Here is a 25,226-nt window from a genome sequence, read left to right on the forward strand (position 1 = left end):
TGCGCGAGAGCGGGATTCGGCCGTCATGTCCGTGCGGATGCTGCGACACCGGTGAGTAACGACACAATCGCGATCCCGATCGTGAAATATATTGCTGCACTGCCGATTTTCGAGGCTGTTGTCGCCGCGACGGTGAACGGCCACAGTGTGGCGGCGATCGTCGCGAGCATGCCGATCCACCCGAAGAAGTTCGACGCGCGTGGCGTCGAGACGATGAGAACATGCAGAAGCGCGGTGGCGACGAGAGCTGCGACGGCGGCACCGACGGCGAGGGAACCTGTTTGGGAGTTCCCCGTTTGGGGACGGTCAGGATCTTGCTGATGTGGAGCGGGGCTTCATCGCGTCGTTGACTCCCGGGGTTGTGACGGATGCGGACGGGGAAGCGGTGTGGGACAGTGACGCATTCGGGTTCCTCGAGCAGGACTGCCCACCCACGGTCCACCCCAGCCTGTGGCGTCAGTCGAAGTTGTGCGCACGTCAGGGCCTATTCGAAGTCACCGACGGAATCTATCAGATCCGTGGCCTCGACCTGTCGAACATGACTCTGATCGAAGGCGATACCGGAGTGATCGTCATCGATCCGTTGATCTCCGCCGAAACCGCCGCCGCCGGGTTGACGTTGTACCGCGAGCACCGTGGCGATCGCCCGGTGACCGGAGTGATTTACTCCCACTGCCATATCGATCATTTCGGCGGCGTCAAAGGTGTCACCACTGAAGAGGACGTTGCCGCGGGCCGTTGCCCCATCCTGGCACCGAAGGGGTTTGTCGAGCATGCCGTCGCCGAGAACGTGTACGCGGGAGCTGCCATGGCCCGCCGGTCCGCATACATGTACGGCGCAGCGCTGCCTCGGGGGGATCGGGGCGCAGTAGGGGCCGGGCTCGGTCCCACCACCTCGACCGGAACTCCGACCCTCATCACGCCGACCGTCGATATCGACCACACCGGTCAGACCGCGACGGTGGACGGGGTTCGGATCGAGTTTCAGCTCACTCCAGGTACCGAGGCACCCTCGGAGATGAACTTCTTCTTTCCCGACCGCCGAGCGTTGTGCATGGCTGAAAATGCCACTCATACCTTGCACAACCTGCTTACGCTGCGAGGTGCGCTCGTCCGGGACCCGCACATCTGGGCGAAGTACTTGACGGAATCGATCAATCGGTACGCCGAGGGCACCGATGTGCTGTTCGCCTCGCATCATTGGCCGACATGGGGAACCGAGCGGCTCACCGAGTTCCTGTCCATCCAGCGCGACCTGTACGGGTATCTGCATGATCAGACCCTGCGGGCGATCAACAAGGGGTCCAACGGGATCGAGATTGCCGAGGAGATCGAACTCCCGCCGGCAGTGGCCAAGGCCTGGCATACCCACGGCTACTACGGTTCGGTCAGTCACAACGTCAAGGCGATCTACCAGCGCTACATGGGTTGGTTCGACGGAAACCCGGCCAAGCTGTGGGAGCACCCTCCCGTCGAATCAGCGAAACGGCATGTCGAATTCATGGGCGGCGCCGACGAAACGCTGCGCAAGGCCCGCGATTCCTACGCCGGCGGTGATTTCCGTTGGGTTGCACAGGTATTGAACTACCTGATCTTCGCCGAGCCTGATAACGCCGAGGCCAAGGCGCTGCAGGCCGACACCCTCGAACAGCTCGGGTACGGATCCGAAAACGGCACCTGGCGCAACTTCTTCCTCATGGGTGCGTACGAGCTCCGCAACGGGTCGGTCGGGACACCGATCGTCACCGCATCGCCGGATATTTCGGCTGCGCTCACCGTCGAGCAGGCCTTCGATGCGATCGCTCTCCGGGTGGACGGGCCCAGCGCCTGGTCTGCGAACATCACGATCGACTGGCACATCAGCGACGAGGGTGTCGTGCACCGCAGTCAGCTGCGCAACGGTGTCCTGGTGCATTTCGACGTCGACGGGCCTGTGTCCGACCCCGACGCCGTCTTCACTCTGACACGACCCGATCTACTCACCGCGCTGCTGGGAGGCAAAGGTCTGGACGAGATGATCGCCGACGGCACCGTCCAAACAGGCGGAAATGCGCAGAGCGTGACCGAACTGATCAGCTACCTCGACAGCCCTGACCCCGATTTTGCGATCGTCACGCCGTAATCACGGCACAGGTCAGTTACGGCGTCGACGACTCAGCACGATCGCCCCGAGAATCAGACCGATGACGACAACGGTCCCGCAGACGGCGACGGTAGTGCGTGCCGTCGAGCTGAATCCGGCGTCCGGGGAGGTGCCGGCCGCGGACACTGCGGCGGGTGCCCCCGGCGTCGTGGCGGCGGTGACCTTCGGTTGGCTGCGGTCGGTCGAGGTGTCGGTCAGCGTTCCGACGGTCATGGTGGGGGACAGGCCGAATCCGTAGTCGAGAAGGCGGGCTGCCTGCTCCCACGGACGGATGGGTTGTGCTTCGCCGCCCATCAACGTGACCAGTAGGGTTCGGCCGTTCCGCTCGGCCGCACCGACGTAGGTATGACGGGCGTCGTCGGTGAAGCCCGTCTTGCCGCCCAGCGCTCCGTCGTAGTTGTAGAGCAGTTGGTTGTCGTTCGCGAGGGTGAAGCCTGGCCGGTCCTGATCGTCGGGGATCGTGGGGTCCTTCGGGAAGCCCGGAAATTGAACAGTCTCGGTGTGGATCAACTCGGCGAACGTCGGATTCTGCAGTGCCGCATGGAATATCACCGCAAGGTCGTAGGGGGAGCTGCTCATTCCAGGGCCGTCCAGACCGGAGGGTGTCGCGGTGCGGGTGTCGAGTGCACCGAGTTCCAGGGCCAGGGCGTTCATCTTCTTCACGGCGGCGTCGTCACCCCCTAGCTGACGGGCCAGGGCGTGGGCGGCGTCGTTGCCCGACGCCATGACCAGCCCCTGCATGAGCTGCCGGTTGGTGTAGGTGCCGTCTTTGCCGAGTCCGACGGCGCTGCCTTCGGCGTTTGCGTCCTCCGCGGTGGCGGTGACGACGGTATCGAGATTCAACGTGTCGAGCGCGACGAGCGCCAGAAGCATCTTGATGGTGCTTGCGGGACGGTACCGGCCGTGCGGATCTTTAGCGGCGAGCACTTCACCGGTTTCCGCGTCGGCGACTACCCAACCGGAGGCGGCGATATCTGCGGGCAGTGGCGGCGCACCGGCCGGCAGGACGACCCCGCAACCGCCGAGTCGATCCCCGCCAACCGGTTCGTCCGGTACCGGCACGGGGGCGGGCACGGTTGTTCCGGGCGCGGGAACCTCCGAGAGGTCCACAGCGGGAGCCGGCAGGCTCGTGAACGGGCAACTGTCGGTATTGGGCGTGGTGAACGGTGCCGACGTTGTCGGTGGTGGTACCGGTTGGGCGAGTGCAGTACCTGCAATTCCAGACATTCCTCCGATTCCGGAGATCACTGTTCCGGCAACAACCACTGCACACGCTCGACGCCACATCATCGTTATCCGAGGGTAGGCGCATTGAGCGTAACCGCCGAATCGCCGTGCCGTCTGCCACAGTGGAAGGGTCAGTTTTCGATCGGTGCATAACGTCAAGGGCAGGGGATCGGTATGGGCAAGATTGTGGTGACGGAGTTCGTGTCCCTGGACATGGTCATGGAGGCGCCAGGCGGTGAACCGGGCTACGCGCACACAGGCTGGGTCTTTCCGTATCAGGAGGGCGACCAGATGAAGTTCAAACTCGACGAAACCCTCGCCGCGGACGTTCTCCTGCTCGGTCGCCGGACCTACGAGAGTTTTGCCGGCGCGTGGCCTGAGCGTGAAGACGACCAAGGCTTCGCCGACAAGATGAACGAGATGCCGAAGTACGTCGTCACAAGTTCGACAGAGCCGCTCGAATGGAACAACTCGACGGCGCTCGAGGGCCCCATCGAGGAGTCCGTGCCGAAGCTGAAGGAACAGATCGACGGCGAAATCCTCGTAGCGGGAAGCCGGACTCTCGTTCACGCATTGCTGTTGGCCGGCCTGGTCGACGAGCTGCGCCTGATGGTTTTCCCGGTCATCCTCGGGTCCGGTGGAAAGGTGTTCCCGGAATCGGAGGACAAGATCGTGCTCGAGTTGGTGGAGGACCGTCGCTACGAATCCGGCGTGCAAGTTCTGACCTATCACCCGAAGGTCGCTTAACCGGCAACAAAAAATGCCCCTCCCGAAGACGGGAGGGGCATTTCTCTGTTCGAAAGATCTAGCGAGCGAACAGCAGCGCGCGCTTGACTTCCTGAATCGCCTTTGTCACCTGGATGCCACGGGGGCATGCGTCGGTGCAGTTGAACGTCGTGCGGCAGCGCCACACGCCGTCCTTGTCGTTCAGGATGTCGAGACGCTCGGAAGCGGCCTCGTCACGGCTGTCGAAGATGAACCGGTGTGCGTTCACGATGGCAGCGGGACCGAAGTAGCTGCCGTCGCTCCAGTACACGGGGCACGACGTGGTGCAGCATGCGCAGAGGATGCACTTGGTGGTGTCGTCGAAACGAGCACGGTCGTGCTGGCTCTGGATGCGCTCACGAGTGGGCTCGTTGCCACTGGTGATGAGGAACGGCTTCACGGCGCGGAACGCGTCGAAGAAGGGTTCCATGTCGACAACGAGGTCCTTCTCCACCGGCAAGCCGCGAATGGGCTCGATGGTGATGGTGACCGGCTTGCCGTCCTTGGGGAGCATGTCCTTCATCAGGATCTTGCACGCCAGGCGGTTGACGCCGTTGATGCGCATGGCGTCGGAGCCGCAGACACCGTGTGCGCAGCTACGACGGAACGTGAGGGTGCCGTCGAGGTAGCCCTTCACGTACAGCAGCAGGTTGAGCATGCGGTCGGTGGGCAGAGCTGGGACCTGGAAGCTGTCCCAGTGCTGGCCGTCGCCCGATTCCGGGTTCATCCGCGCGATCTTGAGGGTCACCATGACGGCGCCTTCGGGGACCGGGGGGAGGGCTGGTGCTTCTACAGCAGGCGCAGACATCAGTACTTACGCTCCATCGGCTCGTAGCGGGTCTGTACCACCGGCTTGTAGTCCAGACGGATGTCGGAGAGCAGGCCGTCGCCCTCCTTGTATGCCATCGTGTGCTTCATGTACTCGGCATCGTTGCGATCCGGGAAGTCCTCACGAGCGTGGCCGCCGCGTGATTCCTTGCGGTTGAGCGCACCGACGACGGTGACCTCTGCCATTTCGAGCAGGAAGCCCAGTTCGATGGCTTCGAGCAGGTCGCTGTTGTAGCGCTTGCCCTTGTCCTGAACCGTGATGTGGTTGTAGCGCTCCTTGAGAGCACGCACGTCCTTGAGTGCCTGGGTGAGGCGCTCTTCGGTACGGAACACGGATGCGTTGTTGTCCATCGACTGCTGGAGTTCGGAGCGGATGTCCGCAACGCGCTCGTGGCCGTGATCGGACAGGATGACGCCGACCCAGTCCTCGACCATGGTGGCCGGGGCTTCGGGCATGTCGACGAACTCGGTGGAGTTCGCGTACTCGGCGGCAGCGATGCCGGCGCGACGGCCGAACACGTTGATGTCGAGGAGCGAGTTGGTGCCGAGACGGTTTGCGCCGTGCACGGAGACGCAGGCGCATTCGCCGGCAGCGTACAGGCCCTTGACGACCTCGTCGTTGTTGCGCAGAACCTCACCGTTGATCTTGGTGGGGATACCGCCCATGACGTAGTGGCACGTCGGGTAGACGGGCACTGGCTCTTTGACGGGGTCCACGCCGAGGTAGGTGCGCGAGAACTCCATGATGTCGGGGAGCTTCTCGTCGAGAACTTCCTCGGGGATGTGCGTCACGTCGATGTAGACGTAGTCCTTGTTGGGGCCGGCGCCGCGGCCTTCGAGGACTTCGAGAACCATCGAGCGGGCGACGATGTCACGCGGCGCGAGGTCCTTGATGGTGGGGGCGTAGCGCTCCATGAAGCGCTCACCGTCGGCATTACGGAGAATACCGCCTTCACCACGAACAGCTTCCGAGATCAGGATGCCGAGTCCGGCGAGTCCTGTCGGGTGGAACTGGTGGAACTCCATGTCCTCGAGGGGAAGTCCCTTGCGGAAGATGATGCCCATGCCGTCACCGGTGAGGGTGTGTGCGTTGGACGTCGTCTTGTACATGCGTCCCGAGCCGCCGGTCGCGAAGATGATCGACTTGGCGTGGAAGATGTGCAGTTCGCCGGTCGAGAGTTCGTAGGCGATGACGCCGGTGGCAACCGGGCCGTCCTCGGTCTCGGTGATGGCGATGTCGAGTGCGTAGAACTCGTTGTAGAACTCGACGTCGTGCTTGACGCAGTTCTGGTAGAGCGTCTGCAGGATCATGTGACCGGTGCGGTCGGCGGCGTAGCACGCGCGGCGAACCGGGGCCTTGCCGTGATCGCGGGTGTGGCCACCGAAGCGACGCTGGTCGATCTTGCCTTCGGGCGTGCGGTTGAACGGCAGGCCCATCTTCTCGAGGTCGAGCACCGCATCGATGGCTTCTTTTGCCATGATCTCGACGGCGTCCTGGTCGGCGAGGTAGTCGCCACCCTTGACGGTGTCGAAGGTGTGCCACTCCCAGTTGTCTTCCTCCACGTTCGCCAGTGCGGCGCACATGCCGCCCTGGGCCGCGCCGGTGTGGCTGCGGGTGGGGTAGAGCTTGGTCAGTACGGCCGTGCGGGCGCGGGGGCCAGCCTCGATTGCCGCACGCATGCCGGCGCCGCCGGCACCGACGATGACCACGTCATAACGATGTTCCTGCATGAAGTCTGTGCTCCCCTAGCTCGCCGAGATATTGGGGTCGAAGGTGAAGATGACGTACGTGCCCAGGGCCATGATCAGGATCATCGAGAGTACGAGGATCGTGGTCAGCCAGAAGCGCGTGGAGTCCTTGCGGGAGTAGTCCGCGATGACCGTGCGCAGACCGTTACCGCCGTGCAACTGTGCCAGCCAGAGCATCGTCAGATCCCAGATCTGCCAGAACGGGCTGGACCAGCGGCCTGCGACGAATGCGAAGTTCAGACGGTGAACACCACCGTCGAGCATCAGCATGATGAACATGTGGCCCAGGACCAGGACGATCAGGGCAACGCCGGAGAAACGCATGAACAGCCATGCGTACAGCTCGAAGTTGTTCCGCGCCTTGGCCCGCGGCGAACGCGGGTTGTCCAGGCTGGCAGGACGGTCGTATGAGGTACCGAGGCTCTTGGCTTCGGGTCCGTGAGTAGTCGCCATGTCAGTGCTCCGCAAACATGTTGATGAGGATGCGTCCGGCGCCCGGGATCATCACCAGGAACCAGATCGCCAGAATGGTCCAGAGCATGACGCGCTGGTACTTCGGGCCCTTCGACCAGAAATCCACGAGCATCACGCGCACGCCGTTGAGGGCGTGGTAAAGGACCACACCGACGAGGCCGATCTCCATGAGACCGACGACGGGGTTTTTGTACGTGTCGATGACAGCGTCATACGTGTCGGGGTTAACCCGCACGAGAGCCGTATCGAGAACGTGTACGAATAGGAAGAAGAAAGTTGCGACGCCTGTGATCCGGTGTAGAACCCAGGACCACATTCCGGGGTCGCCCCGGTAAAGCGACCTCGTGCGCTCCTTCTGAGGAGCGGCTTCAGTCGTAGTACTCATCGAGTGCTGTGCCTCCAACGTCATTGGTGGACGCGCCGAGCCTGCAGAGAGCTTCGAGGTACTCAGCCCGGGCTCGACGGGATCCTGAACCGACTTGACTCAGACTCTAAACCCTGGTGAATCCGGGAACTAATCAGATGCGGGATTCGTACACCTACCAAACTCTTTGTAAGGTTTGCCTTTCCAATCTTCATTCCGGCCGTATCGTGTCGTTTCTGCATGCATTCAGTTGGCGTGATTGGATTGTGAACCATGGGTGAAATCGACTGGAAGTTGTTGCGCCACAACGCGCAAGTGGTGATGCGTCGGGCCTATGCCCCGTACTCCGGATATGCGGTAGGTGCCGCGGCCCTGGTGGACGATGGTCGAATCGTCTCAGGATGCAATGTGGAAAATGTCTCATACGGTTTGAGTCTGTGTGCCGAATGTGGACTGGTGAGTAACTTAGCGGCCACCGGCGGAGGACGCTTGATTGCCTTCTCGTGCGTCGACGCGGACGGCGCAATACTGATGCCGTGCGGACGGTGCCGACAGCTCCTGCTCGAGCACGGTGGCGGAGAACTTCTGGTCGACACCTCACAAGGGCCGCGCCCACTCGCGGAATTACTCCCGGACGCTTTCGGGCCGGAACAAGCGGAAGGACTTCGCCATGTTTGACGCCGTGTCGATCATCAGAGCAAAACGTGACGGTCGGGAGCTCTCGGGCACCGAGATCGATTGGATCGTGCAGGCGTTCACCGCGGGAGTTGTGCCGGACGAGCAGATGGCGGCCCTCGCGATGGCGATCTACTTCCGCGGGATGACGCGCTCGGAGACCGGCCGCTGGACGCGGGCGATGATCGAATCCGGCGGCACCATGGACTTTTCGGACTTACCGATGGCGACAGTCGACAAGCATTCGACCGGTGGTGTGGGAGACAAGATCACACTTCCGCTGGTACCTCTGGTCGCCGCGTGCGGTCTTGCTGTTCCGCAGCTGTCGGGGCGTGGACTCGGCCATGCCGGTGGAACTCTCGACAAGCTCGAGGCGATCCCGGGCTGGCGTGCCGACCTCACCGCGGCCGAGATGGTGGAGATCCTCGCGAACCCGAAGATCGGTGCGGTCATCTGTGCTGCGGGCGCGAACCTCGCGCCGGCGGACAAGAAGCTCTATGCCCTTCGCGACGTGACCGGATCGGTGGAATCCATTCCCCTGATCGCGAGTTCGATCATGAGTAAGAAAATCGCCGAAGGAACCGGTGCTCTCGTGCTGGACGTGAAGGTCGGTTCGGGTGCGTATATGAAGGAACTCGGTGACGCGCGGGAGTTGGCGCGCACCATGGTCGAACTGGGCAACGACGCCGGTGTGCGCACAACGGCATTCATCACCGAGATGGGTACGCCACTCGGCTTGACCGCTGGCAATGCACTCGAGGTGCGCGAATCCGTCGAGGTGCTGGCGGGCGGCGGACCTGCCGACGTCGTCGAGCTCACCCTCCTCTTGGCTCGGGAAATGTTGTCGGCGGCCGGAATCGACGATGTCGATCCCGCGCAGAAGCTGGCCGACGGCAGTGCGATGGATCGGTGGCGCGCCATGATCGACGCGCAGGGCGGCGATCCGGATGCGGACTTGCCCGTGGCCCGACACACCGAAGTCGTCACTGCCGACCGCGACGGCGTCCTCACTCGACTGGACGCCATGGGCGTCGGTATCGCAGCGTGGAAACTCGGAGCGGGGCGCGAGCGCCAAGGTGACGCAGTACAAGCCGGTGCGGGTGTGCAGATGCATGCAAAGCCTGGTGACGTGGTCCGTGCGGGACAGAAGCTACTGACACTGCACACGGACACACCCGAGCGATTCGACGCCGCACGCCGGAGTCTCGACGGCAGTTGGGCAATCGGGTCCGAATCCGACACAGTGTCGCGACCGCTGCTCATCGAGCGAATTGTGGGTGACTCGCGTTAGCTTATGTTGCATGAACGCACCGGTGTTGAACTCGATTCGTAGCGCGCCCAAAGTTCTACTGCACGACCACCTCGACGGTGGTCTGCGTCCGCAGACAATCCTGGAACTGGCAGAAAATTGCGGATACACGGATCTGCCGGCACATACGGCTGCCGAACTCGCCCAGTGGTTTCGAACCGCCGCAGACAGCGGGTCGCTCGAGCTGTACCTCGAGACCTTCGCGCACACCGTGGCCGTCATGCAGACTGCCGAGGGACTCTCACGCGTGGCACAGGAATGTGCCGAGGATCTGGCCGACGACAACGTGGTCTACGCGGAGGTGCGGTTTGCACCCGAACAGCACCTCGAACAGGGCCTGACGCTCGATGAGGTAGTCGAGTACGTACTCGAAGGATTCCGGGCGGGGGAGTCCGCGGCCCAGGCCCAGGGGCGCAAGATTCAGATCGGTTGCTTGCTGACTGCCATGCGTCATGCCGCCAGGTCCCGCGAAATCGCCGAACTTGCCGTGCGATTCCGTGACCGCGGTGTCGTCGGGTTCGACATCGCGGGTGCCGAGGCCGGGAATCCGCCGAGTCGCCACCTGGACGCCTTCGAGTACATGCGGGATGCTAACGCGCACTTCACCATCCATGCCGGTGAAGCGTTCGGGTTGCCGTCGATTCACGAAGCTATCGCATTTTGTGGAGCCGACAGGTTGGGGCATGGTGTGCGCATCGTGGACGATGTCACTGCCGTCGACGGTAGCCATGAGCTGGGCAGGCTCGCGAACTTCGTTCGAGACATGCGCATCCCGCTGGAGTTGTGCCCGAGCTCGAACGTCCAGACCGGCGCCGTGGCTGCCCTGGCCGATCATCCGTTCGGACTGTTGGCAGACCTACGGTTCCGGGTCACCGTCAACACCGACAATCGGCTCATGGGTGATACCAGCATGAGTCGCGAAATGGCGGCGCTCGTCGAAACATTCGGTTACGGCTGGACCGACCTCGAACGTTTCACGATCAACGCCATGAAGTCTGCGTTCATCCCGTTCGACCAGCGTCTGGCGTACATCGACGACGTCATCAAGCCCGGATACGCAGTTTTGGTCGGCTGACAGTGTTGGTCGGGTAGCAGTACTGATCAGCCGACGCCGTTTACTCGGGACGCAGGCGTGTCTCGAACTCACGCTCGAGTTCGCGCCACCCCTCGGATTCCTTGGTGAACGGCGCACTGGGAGCCATCCGGGACGGATCGGGATTGAGAAGGTACGAGACGTACCACCCGAGCTCGTTCGACGCGGACAGCGCTTCCTCGGTGGAGTCATCGTCCGCGAAATCGGCTGCATCGGTGAACAATTCGACAGCTAGTTCGAGTTGTTCGACGTCGACGGCGTCCGGGCCCTGGGCAAGGTCGTCGGCGATGCCGGGGAGAACGTAGACATTTTCGTCGGTGACCTCGATGTCGAGTGAACCGTCGACGGCGGCATTCTGGATCACGCCGTACGTGCTGACCTGTGACAGATCGTGCTCGTGATTGTCGGCAAGGTAGCGGCCGAGTGCGCGCTCGGACCGGAAGACGGTGATCAACCCGTCCTTTCCGAGGAAGATTGCCTGGTCACCCATGTAGCAACGAAGGGTGTAGAAGGTGTCGCCGGAGGTGATGATGCGGACCGGATCGACGCCGACCTCGCCCCAGAACGTCTCGATCTCGTCGTCGTCCTCGTCGAGTTCGTCTTCGTCGAATTCCTCGTCCTCGCCTTCCTCGGCGACGTCGTCCGCATCGACGGTGTTCTCGGCGGCTGCGAGGAGTTCGGCTTCGGCGACTGCGACGGCAGCGGCATCAACCTTGGGCGATGTCACGACGGTGTCGATCGCGTCGAGAACCTTGTCCCAGTCCTTGGCGATGGCTGCGCCGACCTGGTCCCAGATCTCGAGTCCTTCACGACCCTCGAAGGCGCTCGCGCCCGTCGCGAGTGCACCCAGGATCGGGTGGCCGCTGAAGAACCGGATCACGGAATCGAGTTCGCAGACCTCGCCGATATTGCGGGCCATGTTCAGGGTGTCTTCGAGTTCGGAGACAACCAGCGGTTCCGGGTCCCCGGCAGCAAGTTCCGGTACTCCGACGAAGTCGAACGTGAAGTTCTCCTCCGGTTCGAGTTCCGCGGCGGAGAGACCGGCAACAACACTCCAAGCGGGGTGGTCGACCAAATCGTTGTCGGTATCGGTGCGGATGAATGCGGCGAGTTCCGCGACCGAGGCAAACCCGTACAGGTCTTCCTCATGACCGAGGAAGGCCTCCCATTCGTCGTCGCCCTCACGCCACCGCGGCGCCCACAACGTGACGAGGTCTCCACTTGTGAGACCGATTTCGATCGGGACGATATCTCCAGCCATGGGCGGAAGCCTATCGACCCGACCGCCCTGCGTATAGCGCGGGTTACTCACACCTCGCCGAGTGAGCGACTCAGTTGATTCATCAGACGTTCGCGTTCGACGTTGCTGCGGTGAACTGCCTGGTGGATGGTGGCGATAGTCAGTGCCGCGACGGCCTTCGGTTCCATAGTGGTTACGGCGTCGGTGATGGTCAGTTCGACCAGCGCGCCCATTCCGTCGACACAGGCGACAACCGTGCCGTCGGCGCTCGCGGCGGTCGCCCGGATGGCGTCGACGTCACCGACCGCATCCTGCATGAATCCGCACTGACTCTTGGCGCGCTCCATGATTCGGTCCATTTCGTTCATATCGATCGCATCCAGGTAGTGGGGGCTGTGTCGGTGTGCTCTTCGGCAGCTTGGGCGTCGGCCAATTGCTCACGTGTTGCGAGTCCCAGGGCATTCACGATGTCGGCCGGAACCCCATCGGCTTCCAATTCGAGGCGGTGGCGGACGCCGGCCTCCATGGCGGCCCGGGCAGAGAGGGCCATGATCTCGGTGGCCAGGCGAGCACCGCCATAGCGTAATTCGCTGTGATGGATACGGATGTCGATGGGAATGCCCTGTTCGGTGGCCCGTAAGGCGATGGTTCCGCGGCGATTTGCCGCCACGGCGGTGATGACGCTCGGCGGGCGCGGTGTGTCCTGCATATTCGTGCTCATTTCACTCTGTGGGTCGGTAGAAGCCGTGAAATCCCATGCCGATGTTGGATGTTCGGACAGGGCTGACGCTGACCGGGTCTCCGGCTTCGACCATCTGGCCGTTGCCGATCACCATGGCAACGTGGCCGTCCCAGACTGCGAGGTCGCCCGGCAGAAGTTCGGACTGATCGACGGGGCTGCCGATGCCTTGTTCCTGGGCAAGGCGCGGAATATCGACGCCCGCTTGTCCGTAGGCCCATTGCGTCAAACCACTGCAGTCGAGGCCAACCCCAGGTGAGGTGCCGCCCCACTCGTATGGCACTCCTTGCTGGGTGAGTGCGTTGCGCACTGCTGCGGCGGCTTCGGCGTTGGGCGCGGTCGCAACAGAACCGTCGGGCAGATCGATCTGCAATCCAGCGCTGCCGGTACTGGCAGCAGAACCGGTTCCCGATTCCGGGTTGGTGACCCCGGGCGCGGGATCCGGCAGCGGGACTGACGGCACCAGAGCGGACATCTTGTCGGTGGACCCGGAGAGATCGCCGCGCATTCTCTCGACGACGGATATTGCCTGCCCAAGATGGTCGAATGCAGCTGCAACGAGCATCAATTGGCCCGGCGGCGTCAGTAGGGCCGGACCGGCTTTGGCAGCGATCCCGAGAAACGACTGCAAGATGCCGTTCAGTTCGTTGATCCCGGCGGACACCGTCATGGTGGCCTCGTCGACAATTCCGGCGATGTCGGTGCCTTTACCGGTGAGTGTTCGAGTTGCCGCTTGGGTCTGTTCGGTCATTGTTGTCGCGGCGCGCATGCCCGCGGTGGATGTTCCGCCGCCGGACAGTTCCCCCAGTGCAGCGGTACCCAGTTGGTAGGCGATCTCCAGTACGTCCGACGCGATGCGGAGTCCGACTTCGGGTCCGTTCGAGTCGGTGACGCCAGAACCAAGGGTTGCCACCAGGTCGATGATCGGCCGGGCAAGGGCCTCGACGGGGATCATGTCCGCGCCGCTTCGACGATGGTGCTGCGAATCAACTCGTCTGTGCCCACGTACAGGTCGCGGGCGCTGTGTGTGGCGGCTGCGGCACTGGACACAACGGTGGCAAGACGGCCGAGATCGTCGATGTGAGTCTGTTGGGCTTCGCCGGTGACTCGGACGAAGTCCTCCGCAATCAACCCCAGGACTGCGCGGAGCGCAGTGTGATCGTGACGGGCCGCGTCGGCCTGGGCGCGGGCCACGGTGTCGGCGACTACGGCCAGTCGTGAACCGAAGTCTGTGATGTCTTCTGTGTGAGCTAGAAAATTGTCCAACTTCTCTTCCCCCCGTTGCGCTTACTCCTTTCTTGGACGCCGCCCGGGGCCGCTCGGTTCCCGAGGAACTATCCTCATGGTCATGCAAACGCACGTAGTCGACCATCCGCTGGCAGCGGCACTCCTGACGACAATGCGTGATGCACGCAGCGACAATGCGACATTCCGGTCGGCTCTGCGTCGGCTCACGCACATGCTCGTGTACGAGGCAATGCGCGACGCCGAGATCGAAGAGTTCCCCGTCGACACGCCGGTGGCAGCGACAACGGGAATTCGTCTGGCCAAGCCTCCGTTGCTGGTCCCGGTGCTGCGCGCCGGTCTGGGCATGGTCGAGCAGGCCAGTGCGTTGATCCCGTCGGCTGGTGTCGGCTTTGTGGGAATGGCGCGCGACGAGAAGACCCACGCGCCCGTTCCGTACCTCGAATCGCTCCCGGCTGATCTCTCCGGAATCCCGGTATTCGTACTCGATCCGATGCTGGCAACCGGTGGATCGATGGTTCACACGATCGACCTGCTCGTTGCGCGCGGAGCAACCGACGTGACAGCGGTGTGTGTTGTCGCGGCACCGCGTGGTGTCGACGCGCTTGCGGAGTCCGGCCACCCGGTTCGCCTGGTTCTGGCGAGCATCGACGACGGCTTGGACGAGAACGCTTTCATCGTGCCGGGCCTCGGCGACGCGGGCGATCGGCAGTTCGGACCGCGCTAGCCTACAAATTTTCTGCGAAGGCCCGGAGTTGTCTTGTCCGGGTCTTCGCTGCTGCCTGGGCGCCGGCGAGTTCGCTGCGGTTCGCTACCGGAATCACGACCTCGAGATAACACTTGAGCTTGGGCTCGGTGCCGGACGGGCGGACGACGATGCGCGTCGTCGCGCCGGTGAAGACCACCGCGTCGGTGCGCAGTGGCGAATCGACCGTCGCCAGATCCTCGAAAGCAGCCAGATCTTCGAAAGCAACTGCCTCGTCGCAGATTTCGTGCGGTGGATTGCTCCGAATGCGGTCCATGATGGTGGCGATGTCGGCAACGTCGTCGACTCTGCGGGAAACTTGGTCCCCGTGGTGATAGCCGAATTCGAGGGCGTAGTCGTCGAGCACATCCAGCACGGTTCGGCCGGTCTCGGCAAGAGTGGCAACCAGATCGGCGACCAGGACGGCGGCCGAGATTCCGTCCTTGTCTCGGACGGCGTCGGGGTCGACGCAGTGGCCGATCGCCTCTTCGTAGGCGTAGACAAGACCGTCGCCCGCGCGGGTCAGCCACTTGAATCCGGTGAGGGTGCAGGCGAATCGAGCGCCGCGAGTGGGAGCCAGTTTCGAGAGCAGAGTAGACGACACGATGGTGGTCGCTACGAGGGAATTCGGCCGAGCCGCGGTGAGGACGTGGTCGGCGAGCAGCACGCCCGTCTCGTCTCCGCGAAGCATTCGCCACCTGTCGCCGTCGCGCACCCCGACGGCGCAGCGGTCGGCGTCCGGATCGAGAGCGATCGCGAGATCGGCGTTCACCGTGTCGGCCAGCTCGAGAAGTGCATCGGTGGCACCGGGTTCTTCCGGATTGGGAAATGCGACGGTCGGGAAATCGGGATCGGGATCGAATTGCCCGGCGACTACGTGGACGTCGGTGAAACCGGCGGCGTGCAATGCGGCCAGTGCGGTGTCCCCGCCCACGCCGTGCAGTGGTGTCAGTGCGATGCGAATGTTGCGGGCTTGACCGTGAGGAAGCGTTGCGACGCGTCGTACGTAGTTTTCGATCACGGAGTTGCCCACCGGCGTCACCGGAGTTCTGGCAATGCTCGACGCGCCGCCGACCTTCGCGATCGCGCTTTCGATTTCGCGATCCGCCGGTGAGACCAGTTGGGATCCACCGTCGAGGTACACCTTGTAGCCGTTGTCCGCGGCGGGGTTGTGCGACGCGGTGATCTGGATTCCGGCGCTGGCGCCGAGTGCCCGAACGGCAAATGCGAGCACCGGTGTCGGTAGCGGGTGGGGAAGAAGAGTGACCTCGAATCCGGCGGCGGCCAGAACCTCGGCGCCGGCAGTGGCAAATGCTTCGGAACCATGGCGGGCGTCGCGGCCGACAACGATGTGAGAGCCGCTGTGGCCGTGCGCGTTCAGCCACGCTGCGAGTCCGGCGGTGGTGCGGATGACAACAGCTACGTTCATCCCGTTGGGGCCGCCTCGCACCGGTCCGCGCAACCCCGCCGTGCCGAATGTCAGTGGAGCGGAAAAACGTTCGGCCAGTTCATGTTCGGAGAGCGATGCGAGTTCGCGCCTGGTGGCCGGGTCGGGATCGGAGTTGATCCACTCCTGCGCCGCCAGGATCACAGTTCGCGGACCAGTTGGCGCAGCAGCGTTCCCACTCGGGTCGCGGACGCCTTGCCTGCCGCGAGTACTTCCTGATGATCGAGTGGTGCGCCGGTGATGCCCGCGGCAAGATTGGTGACCATCGAGATGCCCAACACCCGTGCGCCCAGAGCGCGAGCCGCGATGGTCTCGTGGACCGTCGACATGCCTACGAGATCGGCGCCGAGGGTGCGCAGCATGCGGATTTCGGCCGGCGTTTCGTAATGGGGCCCGGGTAGTCCGGCGTACACGCCTTCGGCGAGTTCGGGGTCGATGGAGCGGGCGAGTGCTCGAAGTTCGGGGGAGTACGCGTCGACGAGATCGACGAATTCCGCGCCCACCAACGGCGAGCGAGCCGTCAGGTTGAGGTGGTCACTGATCAGGACCGGCTGACCGACGGCGTAGTCCTCGCGGATACCGCCGGCGGCATTGGTGAGGATCACGGTGTCCGCGCCCGCTGCGATGGCGGTGCGAACGGGATGGACCACGGAGCTGAGTTCATGGCCTTCGTACGCGTGGGTGCGTCCGAGAAGCAACAGAACCTGGGTATCGCCGACGGTGACGGTTCGGATCCTTCCGGCGTGGCCGAGAGCCGACGGCGGAGCGAAGCCAGGTAGGTCGGCCATCGACACCTCGGCAGTGGGCTCACCGAACTGGTCGGCAGCGTCGGTCCACCCTGAACCGAGGACTACGGCGACGGAGGGCGGCGCGCTTCCGGTCATGGCGGACAGAGCGGCAGCGGCGGCTTCGGCGATCGTTCCCATGTGCGTTACCTTACTGACGAGTCGGGTCGGTTCGTCGGATGACCTACCGGCCATTACGCTGCCCTTCATGCCTTATCTCGAACGCGACGGCGACGTATTCATCCTGTACCTCGGAAACGAGGGTGAAACTGACAACGAGAACCGTTTCACCCCTGATTGGATCGACTCGGTGCACAGCGCACTCGACGAGGTCGAAGCGCACGAGGGGCCGGCTGCCCTGGTCACCACGGCGACGGGCAAGTTCTACACGAACGGCCTGGACACCACGTGGATCTTTGCCAACATCGACGGTCTTCCCGGGTACCTCGACAAGGTACACACGCTGTACACCCGCTTGCTGACATTCCCGATGGCGACGGTCGCGGCGATCGGTGGCCACGCCTTCGGAGCGGGCGCGATGCTCGCGACGTCGCACGACTTCCAGATCATGCGCGCCGACCGCGGTTTCTACTGCCTGCCAGAGGTGAGCCTGAACATGCCGTTCACCGTTGGCATGTCGGCCCTGCTGAACAGCAGACTCCCCAAGCAAGCGGCCGTGGAGGCAATGACCACCGGGCGCCGATTCGGTGGCGCCGACGCACTGTCTGCCGGAATTGTCCAGGAAACCGTCGAGGGTGATTCGGTGCTCGCGACCGCGGTGGCCAAGGCCGCTGCGCTCACCGCGACACACGGACCGAACCTGGCCGGAATCAAGGCCGGGATTCATCGAGACCTGTTGGTTGATCTTGGACGGGTGACTGACAAGAGCAACTTCTCGTTCGGGTGAGACAATGATTCGGTGAATCATGAAGTCGACGGCGTAGTCAGGTCTGTGGAGACCGATCTGATTGCGCTGTCGCATTCGATTCACGGTGATCCGGAGCTTGCATTCGAGGAATTCCGCAGCAGCGCCAAGGTGTCCGAACTGCTGGAGCAGCACGGCTTCGCGATCACTCGCGGTCTGGTCGATCTACCCACGGCGTTCGATGCGACGTACGGCAGCGGAGAGCTGGTCATCGCGATCTGCGCCGAGTACGACGCTCTTCCGGACATCGGCCACGCCTGTGGGCACAACATCATCGCTGCGGCGGCGGTAGGTGCCGGTATCGCCTTGGCGTCTGTGGCGGACCAACTCGGCATCACCGTTCGGGTGATCGGAACTCCGGCCGAGGAAACGGGTGGCGGCAAAGTGCTGATGCTCGAGCGCGGGGCGTTCGACGGCGTCGGCGCCGCGATGATGGTTCACCCTGGCCCGATCGACATCATCGGTGCGACGTCGTTGGCCTTGGCCGATATCGCCGTCAGCTACCACGGACGGGAGGCTCACGCGTCCGCCGCACCGGAGTTCGGACTCAATGCCGCCGACGCGGCAACCCTGGCTCAGGTGGCAGTGGGGTTGTTGCGCCAGCACCTGCTCCCCGGTCAGCAGATTCACGGCATCGTCAGTGACGGTGGAACCGCCCCCAACATCGTGCCGGCGCGTTCGGAGCTGTTGTATTACTTGCGGGCGGAGACCGCCGCGTCGTTGGCCAATCTGTCGGAGCGGTCGAATGCCTGTTTTGCAGCCGGCGCTCTTGGCACCGGTTGCACTCACGAGATCCGCACCGTATCGCCGACCTACACCGAATTGACGCCTGATCCGTGGCTCGCTGACGTGTACCGCGAACAGATCCTGGACCTGGGCCGGGTGCCGTTGGCACCTGAATGGGAGCGTTCTCGTCCGCTCGGAAGTACCGACATGGGTAATGTCACCAACGTGATTCCTGGAATTCATCCTGTGATCGGTTTGGATTCAGCTGGGGCAGTGACACATCAGCCGGAGTTCGCTGCTGCGTGTGTCACGGAATCTGCTGATCGCGCCGTTGTAGACGGCGCAATAGCCTTGGCTCGCACTGCTGTCCGGGTAGCGTCCGATCCTTCGGAACGCGCCCGTCTGTTGGAAGGAGTAGATCGCCGGTGAACGCGGCAATCGATACTTGGATTCACGCGCATACCGACGATCTGGTCGCGTGGCGACGGCACATTCACGCCAACCCCGAATTGGCGCGCCATGAATACGCGACAACGGAATTTGTCGCGACGCGGCTCATCGAAGCTGGACTTTCACCGAAGGTGCTTCCCGGCGGCACGGGGTTGACGTGCGATATCGGTCCGGACGGACCCCGCATTGCCCTGCGCGCCGACATGGATGCACTGCCGATGCAGGAGGCGACGGGTGCGACGTACTCGTCCACGGTCCCTGGTGTTTCCCACGCTTGTGGGCACGACGCGCACACCACGATCCTGTTGGGCGTTGGTGTGGCCTTGGCGTCGTTGCCGGAACTTCCGGTCGGAGTTCGGTTGATCTTCCAGCCTGCCGAAGAAGTGATGCCGGGCGGTGCGCTCGACGTCATCGCGGCCGGTGCACTCGACGGTGTTTCGAGAATCTTTGCTCTGCATTGTGATCCGCGCCTGGAAGCGGGTCAGGTCGGTGTGAGACTCGGCGCGATCACGTCCGCAGCCGATACCGTCGAAGTGGTTCTGGATTCGCCGGGAGGCCATACGTCGCGGCCTCACCTGACAACTGATCTCATCTACGCGCTCGGAACTGTTGTCACCGGTTTGCCCGGAATGCTCAGCCGCCGTATCGATCCGCGCACCGGCACCGTCATGGTGTGGGGCGCGGTCAGCGCCGGTCAAGCGCCCAACGCTATCCCGCAGACCGGCATGATGACGGGCACGGTCCGAACGGGCGATCACGAAACGTGGGAACTGCTCGAACCTCTTGTGGAGGAGATCGTGCACGGACTGCTCGCACCGACAGGTGTCCGCTACCAACTGAACTACCGCCGCGGTGTCCCGCCGGTCGTCAATGACGAGGTCTCGACGCGTATGTTCGAGGACGCCATCGCCAGCGTCGGGCAGGATGCCTTGGCTGACACACCACAATCCGGTGGTGGAGAAGACTTTTCGTGGTACCTCGAGACCGTCCCTGGTGCAATGGCCAGGTTGGGTGTGTGGTCCGGCGAAGGTGAACAACTCGATATCCATCAACCCACATTCGATCTCGACGAGCGCGCGCTCGGTGTGGGCGTGAAGGTTCTCACAAGCCTCGTTCTCGGTTAGTTCCGGTTCCCGTCGGGGGCACCGTTTTTCGTAAGGTTCGAGTGAAGGTACGGGCATGTCCATAGGTGTGGGAGTGCGAATCGGCACAGTGGTGTCGACGGCAGTGGTCGCGTCGAACGATCCAGGTTCGGCTGATCCGGTGGTAATCGTTCGCGATACGGTTCTCAATCAGCGCAAGGACGGCACCACCGTGCTCGGCGGCGAGTCGGAGTTGGGCGGCGGCCGCGAGTTCACAGAAAGCTGGACGGGCTTTGTCGCCCGCGTCGGCGATCCGAGCGGTGTTGCCGGAACCGCTGATACCCGTTATCGCGCTGAAGATTTGGTGGCAACGTCCATCCGCTGTCTGCTACAGGAATGCGAGCCGCTGCCCGATCGTGGGGGTAAGGACGGCGGCGCGCCCGACATCGTGGCGACGTACCCGTCACGCTGGGATTCCTCGACGGCGGCGATCCTGCGCGATTCACTGGTCTACGCGGGCCTCGAACGGGTCACCTTGGTATCGGACGCCGAAGCGGTGTCGGCGTGGTTCGAATCGGAAATCGCCGCGCTGGCCGGAACGCTCATCGGGATCTATCACGTCGACGACACCGGAGCCGCTGTCACCCTGGTGCGTTCGGGTGTTGCCGCGGGCCGCGCATTCGGATTTGCCGGCGACGGCAGCTCTCCGAGTTCACGAATCGCAACGGCGCTCGGCGCCTTCGGATGGATGCCGGAAAACCTCGACGCCGTTGTCGTGACAGGCGACGGTGACATGGCGGGCGACAAGGCAGCGATGACGGCCATTGCCGTTGGGGTCGCCGAAAAGCTCAATGTCCGTTGTGAACTCGGACCTGGTCCGGAACAGTCGGCAGCGCTCGGTGCGGCAATTCTTGCAGCCGGTTTCACGTCGACGTCGCACAAGATCGTGCCGATCGGACTGCCGCCGTCACATGACGTCACCGAAGTATTCGACAACGTCCCGAGGGTTGCCGTGTCGGCCGAAGCGACACAGGTTGCCACTGCGGAGGCAGAAGGTACGGCGGTTGCGGAGACCGAGACCGGCAAGTCCGGCTCCACGCGCATCGTGATCGCAGTTGCCACCGTAGCGGCGATCATCGCGCTCGCGGTGCTGGCCTATTTCCTGCTGCTCTAGTCGGTCAATCTGGATTAGTCGGTCAAACCGTTTCCGGGACCCACGTTCCGGCTGTTTCGCGTCCGCAGTTCCCGGACGTAGTCGGCCGGAGCGCCCGCGATCTCGGCTGCGTCGGCCATCACACCGATGTAGCGAGCGGACGGAAGACCACCTTCGTAGGCGTCCATGACATACAGCCAGGCCAGAACGGCGCCGTCCGTGGTGTCGACACGTACCCGGATCTTGCGGTGCAGTCCGAGTTCGGCGCCTTCCCAGCGGTCGAGGCTCACCTCGTCCTCTTCCGGTACGTCGTAGAGGACTACGAAAACGCTGGAATTCGGGTCTTCCACAACTGTGGCGAGAGCGCCTTCCCAGCCGAGGTCTTCGCCGCTGAAGGTCAGGCGCCAGCCACGCAACCATCCAGTTCCCGACATGGGGGAGTGTGGGCAGCGCAACAGCATCTGCTCGGGGTGCATGTTGGAACCGTACGCAGCATAAATCGACACGGGCGCAAGCCTAAACGGTGGTGCGAGGGTGACGCGAAGCGGACCACCGGACGCTAGTAATCTGGTACAAGCACTGCGCGACCTCGATCGCTGCAATAGCGTGACCAACGCGTGCTGTACATGAGGTATATGGACTGGCGGGAGACCCCTGCCGGTCGCCTGACGACTTGGAGGACACATGACCCGGATCGTGATCATCGGCGGCGGACCTGCCGGATATGAGGCAGCGCTGGTTGCTGCCCAGCACGGCGCAACCGTCACCCTGGTCGATTCGGACGGCGTCGGCGGCGCGTGTGTCCTGTTCGACTGTGTGCCGTCGAAGACGTTCATCGCGTCGACCGGAATCCGCACCGACATGCGTCGCGCATCCGATTTGGGAATCACGCTCGATCCCGAGCAGGCGTCGGTGTCGCTCCCCAAGATTCACGCCCGTGTGAAGGCGCTTGCGCTGTCCCAGTCCTCGGACATTCGCGCTCGACTGCAGACGGTTGGTGTCGAGGTCCTCTCCGGCACCGCAGAACTGACGGACCAGGAACTCGGATTGGCGACACACCAGGTGCGGGCGACCCTCGCCGACGGTGAGGAGCGCACCATCGCTGCCGACGTAGTCCTTATTGCGACCGGCGCCAGCCCCCGCATCATCCCGGGCGCGGAGCCGGACGGTGAGCGCATCATGACGTGGCGTCAGCTCTACGACTTGGAAGAGCTGCCCTCGCACCTCGTTGTTGTCGGTTCCGGTGTGACCGGTGCCGAGTTCGTGTCCGCGTACACCGAGATGGGCGTCAAGGTGACGCTGGTGTCCAGCCGTGACCGAGTGCTCCCGGGCGAGGATGCCGACGCGGCCCTCGTGCTCGAAGACGCGTTGGCCGAGCGCGGCGTGATCCTGGTCAAGCACGCGCGCGCCGATGCCGTCGAGCGCACCGAGGACGGGATCATCGTCAAGCTTTCCGACGGCCGCACGGTCGAGGGCAGCCATGCCCTCATGACAGTCGGCTCGGTTCCGAATACCGACGGACTCGGTCTCGACAAGGTCGGCATCGAGCTCGACAAGGGCGGCTACCTGCGCGTCGACCGCGTCTCCCGCACCGCGGTGTCGGGTATCTACGCTGCCGGTGACTGCACTGGCCTGCTCCCGCTCGCATCCGTGGCCGCCATGCAGGGCCGCATCGCGATGTACCACGCACTCGGTGAAGGCGTGAGCCCCATCAAGTTGAAGACGGTGGCGTCGGCGGTGTTCACACGTCCCGAGATCGCAACGGTGGGTGTGACGCAGGCTGCAATCGACAACGGTGAAGTTCCGGCTCGTACCGTCATGCTGCCGCTCAACACCAACCCGCGCGCCAAGATGTCCGGACTGCGTCGTGGCTTCGTGAAGATCTTCTGCCGTCCCGCAACGGGTGTCGTGATCGGCGGAGTTGTGGTCGCGCCCAATGGATCCGAGTTGATCCTGCCGCTCGCGATGGCCGTGCAGAACAACCTGAGCGTCAACGACCTGGCCCAGACGTTCTCGGTGTACCCGTCGCTGACCGGTTCGATCACCGAGGCGGCGCGTCAGCTCATGCGTCACGACGACCTCGACTGATTTTCCGTAATGTGGTTTCCCGAAATCTGAGAATTCGATTTCACATATTGGCGTGATGGTGGGATAGTCGTGGTACCGGTCGAATCATGGATCGGTACCACGGCGCTCTCCCCGCCCCGTAGACCCCTCGGCGGCTCAGGGTGTTTTTCCTCTGATCTTTCTTTTTGCGTGCCTGGGAGTTTCTATGAAACACGCCGCGCTGTCTGCTCGTATGGGTGGGCTCCGTAGTTCTGCAATCCGTGACCTGCTCACCCTGACTGCTCGCCCTGACGTGATCAGTTTGGCCGGCGGCTTGCCGGATCCGAATTTTATTCCCCGAGAGCGCATTTCACAGGCAGCTGCCGACGCTCTCGGTGATGCGTCGTCCGTTCAGTACGGTGAGACCTCGGGGTTGCGACACCTTCGTGAGGTCATTGCGGCCCGCGAATCCGTCAAGATCGGCCGCACACTCGAATCGTCCGACGTGGTGGTCACGCATGGTTCCCAACAGGGCCTGAGTTTGCTGGCTCAGGTATTGCTCGACGCCGGTGACACCGTTGTCGTGGAAGATCCGGCGTATACCGGCGCACTGCAGGTCTTTCGGACTGCGCAGGCAAGCCTGGCCGCCGTCCCGGTCGACGCGGACGGCATGGATACCGACGTTCTCGAAGCGAAGCTTGCGGGTGGACTTCGCCCGAAAGCGGTTCATACCGTGAGTAACTTTCACAATCCGCGCGGGTCCGTTCTTTCGCTCGAACGTCGCGCGCACCTCGCGAAACTTGCCGATACGTACGGCTTCTGGATACTCGAGGACGACCCGTACGGGGAACTGTACTTCGACGGGCCGCCGCCGCTTCCGGTCGCAGCATTGTCGGACAGGGTGATTCGACTGTCCAGTGCGTCCAAGGTGCTGGCTCCTGCCCTGCGTGTCGGCTGGCTGCACGGTGACCGGCGCGTGTGCGAAGCGGTCGAATTGATCAAACAGGGTGCAGATCTGTGCGGGTCGTCGCTCACTCAACAGATTGCGGCCGACTTGTTCTCGGACACCGCGTGGTTCGACGCTCATCTGGACAAGTTGCGGGCGTCCTACGGCAACCGCGCGAAGGCTCTTGTCAGTGCCTTGGAGGCCGGCTTCGGCGACAGCGCACGATTCTCGCTCGTGCGCGGCGGTATGTTCTGTTGGATGGAGAGCCTTGAACCCGTAGACACTGCGGCGGTTCTCGATGTTGCCGTCGAGCATGGTGTTGCCTTTGTGCCCGGTGCCGCATTCGGCGTCGACGCAGACCTGAGCCTATCGGCCCGACTGTGTTTTGCGACGTATCCGGAAACAGTGCTGGAAGACGCCGCACGGAAACTGTGCGACGCCTTCCGTGATGCTTCCGCTCAGTCTCGGGGTTGAACTCCGCGCCACAGCAATTCGATTGCGGCACGGACCCGATCGTCGGCCCCGTCGGCCGTGGACGGTCCGCGGACGACAAACTGGTAGTAGGACATTCCCACGATCAGGTCGATCAGGACATCCGTGTCCACCGAGGAGTCCAAGGTGCCTGCGGCCTGCGCTTCGGACATTGCTTCCGTCAGGTGGACGCGGCGCCGTGAGACGTGTTGCTGCCAGCTGGCTTCGCGGACCTTGTCGTTCTGCAATCCGAGAACGATGCGTTTACGAACCAGGTCACCGGACGCGCCGGTCACGTCGACCATGCCGACCGCAAAGGAATTGGCAAGGTCGACGCGGAGATCGCCGGTGAAGGTTGTCTTCACCTCGGATCGGACGCTGTCGAGCGCTGCCGCCAGGAGTTCCTCGCGGCTCGACCATCGTCGATAGATTGCGGCGCGCGAAATTCCGGACCGAGTGGTGATGGCGGCGATCGTCACGTCGTCAGCGCTGGGGAATTCCGTCAACAATTCGATGGTGGCGGTAAGGACTGCTTCTTCGACGGCGGTATCGCGGGGGCGACCGGGTCCGCGCGGCGTTTCCGGTGTTGTCACGTTCTC

The 25,226-nt window shown here is 63.3% G+C and carries 27 protein-coding genes; 12 read left to right on the forward strand and 15 right to left on the reverse strand.

Features of this window, described 5'->3' with window-relative positions; all coding sequences use genetic code 11:
* Positions 1–23 precede the first annotated feature (23 nt).
* Entirely contained in the window at positions 24–227 is a 204-nt protein-coding gene (locus tag FEZ60_RS09685; protein WP_346343354.1) for a hypothetical protein, read from the reverse strand.
* Positions 228–277: 50 nt separating this feature from the next.
* Between FEZ60_RS09685 and FEZ60_RS09690 the strand changes: the two genes are divergently transcribed.
* The gene (locus FEZ60_RS09690) at positions 278–2,122 is read left to right on the forward strand and encodes an alkyl sulfatase dimerization domain-containing protein (RefSeq protein ID WP_172936210.1); all 1,845 of its coding nucleotides are present in this window, start codon (positions 278–280) and stop codon (positions 2,120–2,122) included.
* 12 nt (positions 2,123–2,134) lie between these two features.
* On the opposite strand, the gene FEZ60_RS09695 is transcribed toward FEZ60_RS09690, so the two are convergent.
* Positions 2,135–3,370: a D-alanyl-D-alanine carboxypeptidase family protein gene (locus FEZ60_RS09695; RefSeq protein ID WP_242484539.1), complete on the reverse strand. Its 1,236-nt coding sequence runs from the start codon at positions 3,368–3,370 to the stop codon at positions 2,135–2,137.
* 174 nt (positions 3,371–3,544) lie between these two features.
* On the opposite strand from FEZ60_RS09695, the gene FEZ60_RS09700 reads away from it, so the two are divergent.
* A complete protein-coding gene (locus tag FEZ60_RS09700; protein WP_045070701.1) occupies positions 3,545–4,117 on the forward strand; it encodes a dihydrofolate reductase family protein in 573 nt (190 codons plus the stop codon).
* A 58-nt stretch (positions 4,118–4,175) separates the two neighbouring features.
* Here FEZ60_RS09700 and FEZ60_RS09705 read toward each other — a convergent pair whose 3' ends face one another.
* The 4 genes from FEZ60_RS09705 to sdhC are packed head-to-tail and all read right to left on the reverse strand — an operon-like array spanning position 4,176 to position 7,571.
* Positions 4,176–4,943 (reverse strand): succinate dehydrogenase iron-sulfur subunit, encoded by a 768-nt coding sequence (locus FEZ60_RS09705; protein WP_033231276.1) that lies wholly within the window; start codon positions 4,941–4,943, stop codon positions 4,176–4,178.
* Entirely contained in the window at positions 4,943–6,694 is a 1,752-nt protein-coding gene (gene sdhA, locus FEZ60_RS09710) for a succinate dehydrogenase flavoprotein subunit (RefSeq protein WP_033231275.1), read from the reverse strand. The genes FEZ60_RS09705 and sdhA overlap by 1 nt, the downstream gene beginning before the upstream one ends.
* Positions 6,695–6,709: 15 nt before the next feature.
* The gene (locus FEZ60_RS09715) at positions 6,710–7,165 is read right to left on the reverse strand and encodes a succinate dehydrogenase hydrophobic membrane anchor subunit (protein ID WP_033231274.1); all 456 of its coding nucleotides are present in this window, start codon (positions 7,163–7,165) and stop codon (positions 6,710–6,712) included.
* A 1-nt stretch (position 7,166) separates the two neighbouring features.
* Complete coding sequence (gene sdhC / locus FEZ60_RS09720; protein ID WP_072782401.1) at positions 7,167–7,571, reverse strand: succinate dehydrogenase, cytochrome b556 subunit; 405 nt, start codon at positions 7,569–7,571, stop codon at positions 7,167–7,169.
* 252 nt (positions 7,572–7,823) lie between these two features.
* Here sdhC and FEZ60_RS09725 point away from each other — a divergent pair, with 252 nt between their 5' ends.
* From FEZ60_RS09725 to FEZ60_RS09735, 3 genes are read left to right on the forward strand one after another with little or no spacing between them, the layout of a single operon-like run.
* On the forward strand, positions 7,824–8,228 hold the full coding sequence (locus FEZ60_RS09725; RefSeq protein WP_033231273.1) for a cytidine deaminase: 405 nt from the start codon (positions 7,824–7,826) through the stop codon (positions 8,226–8,228).
* Positions 8,221–9,516 carry a thymidine phosphorylase gene (locus FEZ60_RS09730; RefSeq protein ID WP_045070699.1) on the forward strand — a complete coding sequence of 432 codons (1,296 nt, stop codon included), beginning with the start codon at positions 8,221–8,223 and terminating at the stop codon, positions 9,514–9,516. The genes FEZ60_RS09725 and FEZ60_RS09730 overlap by 8 nt, the downstream gene beginning before the upstream one ends.
* 10 nt (positions 9,517–9,526) lie before the next feature.
* On the forward strand, positions 9,527–10,609 hold the full coding sequence (locus FEZ60_RS09735; protein WP_172936021.1) for an adenosine deaminase: 1,083 nt from the start codon (positions 9,527–9,529) through the stop codon (positions 10,607–10,609).
* A 40-nt stretch (positions 10,610–10,649) separates the two neighbouring features.
* Here FEZ60_RS09735 and FEZ60_RS09740 read toward each other — a convergent pair whose 3' ends face one another.
* Genes FEZ60_RS09740 through FEZ60_RS09760 form a run of 5 tightly spaced genes read right to left on the reverse strand, consistent with a single transcriptional unit; the run spans position 10,650 to position 13,872 of the window.
* Complete coding sequence (locus FEZ60_RS09740) at positions 10,650–11,888, reverse strand: hypothetical protein (protein ID WP_033231270.1); 1,239 nt, start codon at positions 11,886–11,888, stop codon at positions 10,650–10,652.
* A gap of 47 nt (positions 11,889–11,935) precedes the next feature.
* Complete coding sequence (locus FEZ60_RS09745) at positions 11,936–12,235, reverse strand: YbaB/EbfC family nucleoid-associated protein (RefSeq protein ID WP_172936022.1); 300 nt, start codon at positions 12,233–12,235, stop codon at positions 11,936–11,938.
* The gene (locus tag FEZ60_RS09750) at positions 12,232–12,588 is read right to left on the reverse strand and encodes a hypothetical protein (RefSeq protein WP_045070695.1); all 357 of its coding nucleotides are present in this window, start codon (positions 12,586–12,588) and stop codon (positions 12,232–12,234) included. The genes FEZ60_RS09745 and FEZ60_RS09750 overlap by 4 nt, the downstream gene beginning before the upstream one ends.
* A gap of 1 nt (position 12,589) precedes the next feature.
* Positions 12,590–13,561, reverse strand: coding sequence for a C40 family peptidase (locus FEZ60_RS09755; protein WP_172936023.1), 972 nt, complete (start codon positions 13,559–13,561; stop codon positions 12,590–12,592).
* A complete protein-coding gene (locus FEZ60_RS09760) occupies positions 13,558–13,872 on the reverse strand; it encodes a hypothetical protein (RefSeq protein ID WP_172936024.1) in 315 nt (104 codons plus the stop codon). Before FEZ60_RS09760 ends, FEZ60_RS09755 begins: the two co-directional genes overlap by 4 nt.
* Positions 13,873–13,954: 82 nt before the next feature.
* On the opposite strand from FEZ60_RS09760, the gene upp reads away from it, so the two are divergent.
* Entirely contained in the window at positions 13,955–14,578 is a 624-nt protein-coding gene (upp, locus tag FEZ60_RS09765; protein ID WP_033231521.1) for a uracil phosphoribosyltransferase, read from the forward strand.
* 1 nt (position 14,579) lies between these two features.
* Here upp and FEZ60_RS09770 read toward each other — a convergent pair whose 3' ends face one another.
* Both FEZ60_RS09770 and FEZ60_RS09775 read right to left on the reverse strand, forming a co-directional pair.
* Entirely contained in the window at positions 14,580–16,187 is a 1,608-nt protein-coding gene (locus tag FEZ60_RS09770) for a phospho-sugar mutase (protein ID WP_172936025.1), read from the reverse strand.
* A complete protein-coding gene (locus FEZ60_RS09775; protein ID WP_172936026.1) occupies positions 16,184–16,969 on the reverse strand; it encodes a purine-nucleoside phosphorylase in 786 nt (261 codons plus the stop codon). The genes FEZ60_RS09770 and FEZ60_RS09775 overlap by 4 nt, the downstream gene beginning before the upstream one ends.
* Positions 16,970–17,036: 67 nt before the next feature.
* On the opposite strand from FEZ60_RS09775, the gene FEZ60_RS09780 reads away from it, so the two are divergent.
* From FEZ60_RS09780 to FEZ60_RS09795, 4 genes are read left to right on the forward strand one after another with little or no spacing between them, the layout of a single operon-like run.
* Entirely contained in the window at positions 17,037–17,735 is a 699-nt protein-coding gene (locus tag FEZ60_RS09780) for an enoyl-CoA hydratase-related protein (RefSeq protein ID WP_033231264.1), read from the forward strand.
* Positions 17,736–17,747: 12 nt separating this feature from the next.
* Complete coding sequence (locus tag FEZ60_RS09785; RefSeq protein WP_051730213.1) at positions 17,748–18,908, forward strand: M20 family metallopeptidase; 1,161 nt, start codon at positions 17,748–17,750, stop codon at positions 18,906–18,908.
* Entirely contained in the window at positions 18,905–20,053 is a 1,149-nt protein-coding gene (locus FEZ60_RS09790; RefSeq protein ID WP_033231263.1) for a M20 family metallopeptidase, read from the forward strand. The genes FEZ60_RS09785 and FEZ60_RS09790 overlap by 4 nt, the downstream gene beginning before the upstream one ends.
* A gap of 55 nt (positions 20,054–20,108) precedes the next feature.
* A complete protein-coding gene (locus tag FEZ60_RS09795) occupies positions 20,109–21,185 on the forward strand; it encodes a hypothetical protein (RefSeq protein WP_172936027.1) in 1,077 nt (358 codons plus the stop codon).
* Positions 21,186–21,199: 14 nt separating this feature from the next.
* Here the strand turns inward: FEZ60_RS09795 and FEZ60_RS09800 are convergent, their stop codons facing one another.
* The gene (locus tag FEZ60_RS09800; RefSeq protein ID WP_172936028.1) at positions 21,200–21,670 is read right to left on the reverse strand and encodes a gamma-glutamylcyclotransferase; all 471 of its coding nucleotides are present in this window, start codon (positions 21,668–21,670) and stop codon (positions 21,200–21,202) included.
* A gap of 178 nt (positions 21,671–21,848) precedes the next feature.
* Between FEZ60_RS09800 and FEZ60_RS09805 the strand changes: the two genes are divergently transcribed.
* Both FEZ60_RS09805 and FEZ60_RS09810 read left to right on the forward strand, forming a co-directional pair.
* Positions 21,849–23,252 carry an NAD(P)H-quinone dehydrogenase gene (locus FEZ60_RS09805; protein WP_033231260.1) on the forward strand — a complete coding sequence of 468 codons (1,404 nt, stop codon included), beginning with the start codon at positions 21,849–21,851 and terminating at the stop codon, positions 23,250–23,252.
* A 184-nt stretch (positions 23,253–23,436) separates the two neighbouring features.
* Positions 23,437–24,630, forward strand: a complete 1,194-nt coding sequence (locus FEZ60_RS09810; protein ID WP_172936029.1) for a PLP-dependent aminotransferase family protein — start codon at positions 23,437–23,439, stop codon at positions 24,628–24,630.
* On the opposite strand, the gene FEZ60_RS09815 is transcribed toward FEZ60_RS09810, so the two are convergent.
* Positions 24,615–25,220, reverse strand: coding sequence for a TetR/AcrR family transcriptional regulator (locus FEZ60_RS09815; protein ID WP_172936030.1), 606 nt, complete (start codon positions 25,218–25,220; stop codon positions 24,615–24,617). The genes FEZ60_RS09810 and FEZ60_RS09815 overlap by 16 nt on opposite strands.
* Between the last annotated feature and the right edge of the window lie 6 nt (positions 25,221–25,226).

The sequence above is a fragment of the Rhodococcus sp. MS16 genome (genome assembly GCF_013277795.1).
Classification (GTDB): domain Bacteria; phylum Actinomycetota; class Actinomycetes; order Mycobacteriales; family Mycobacteriaceae; genus Rhodococcus_F; species Rhodococcus_F globerula.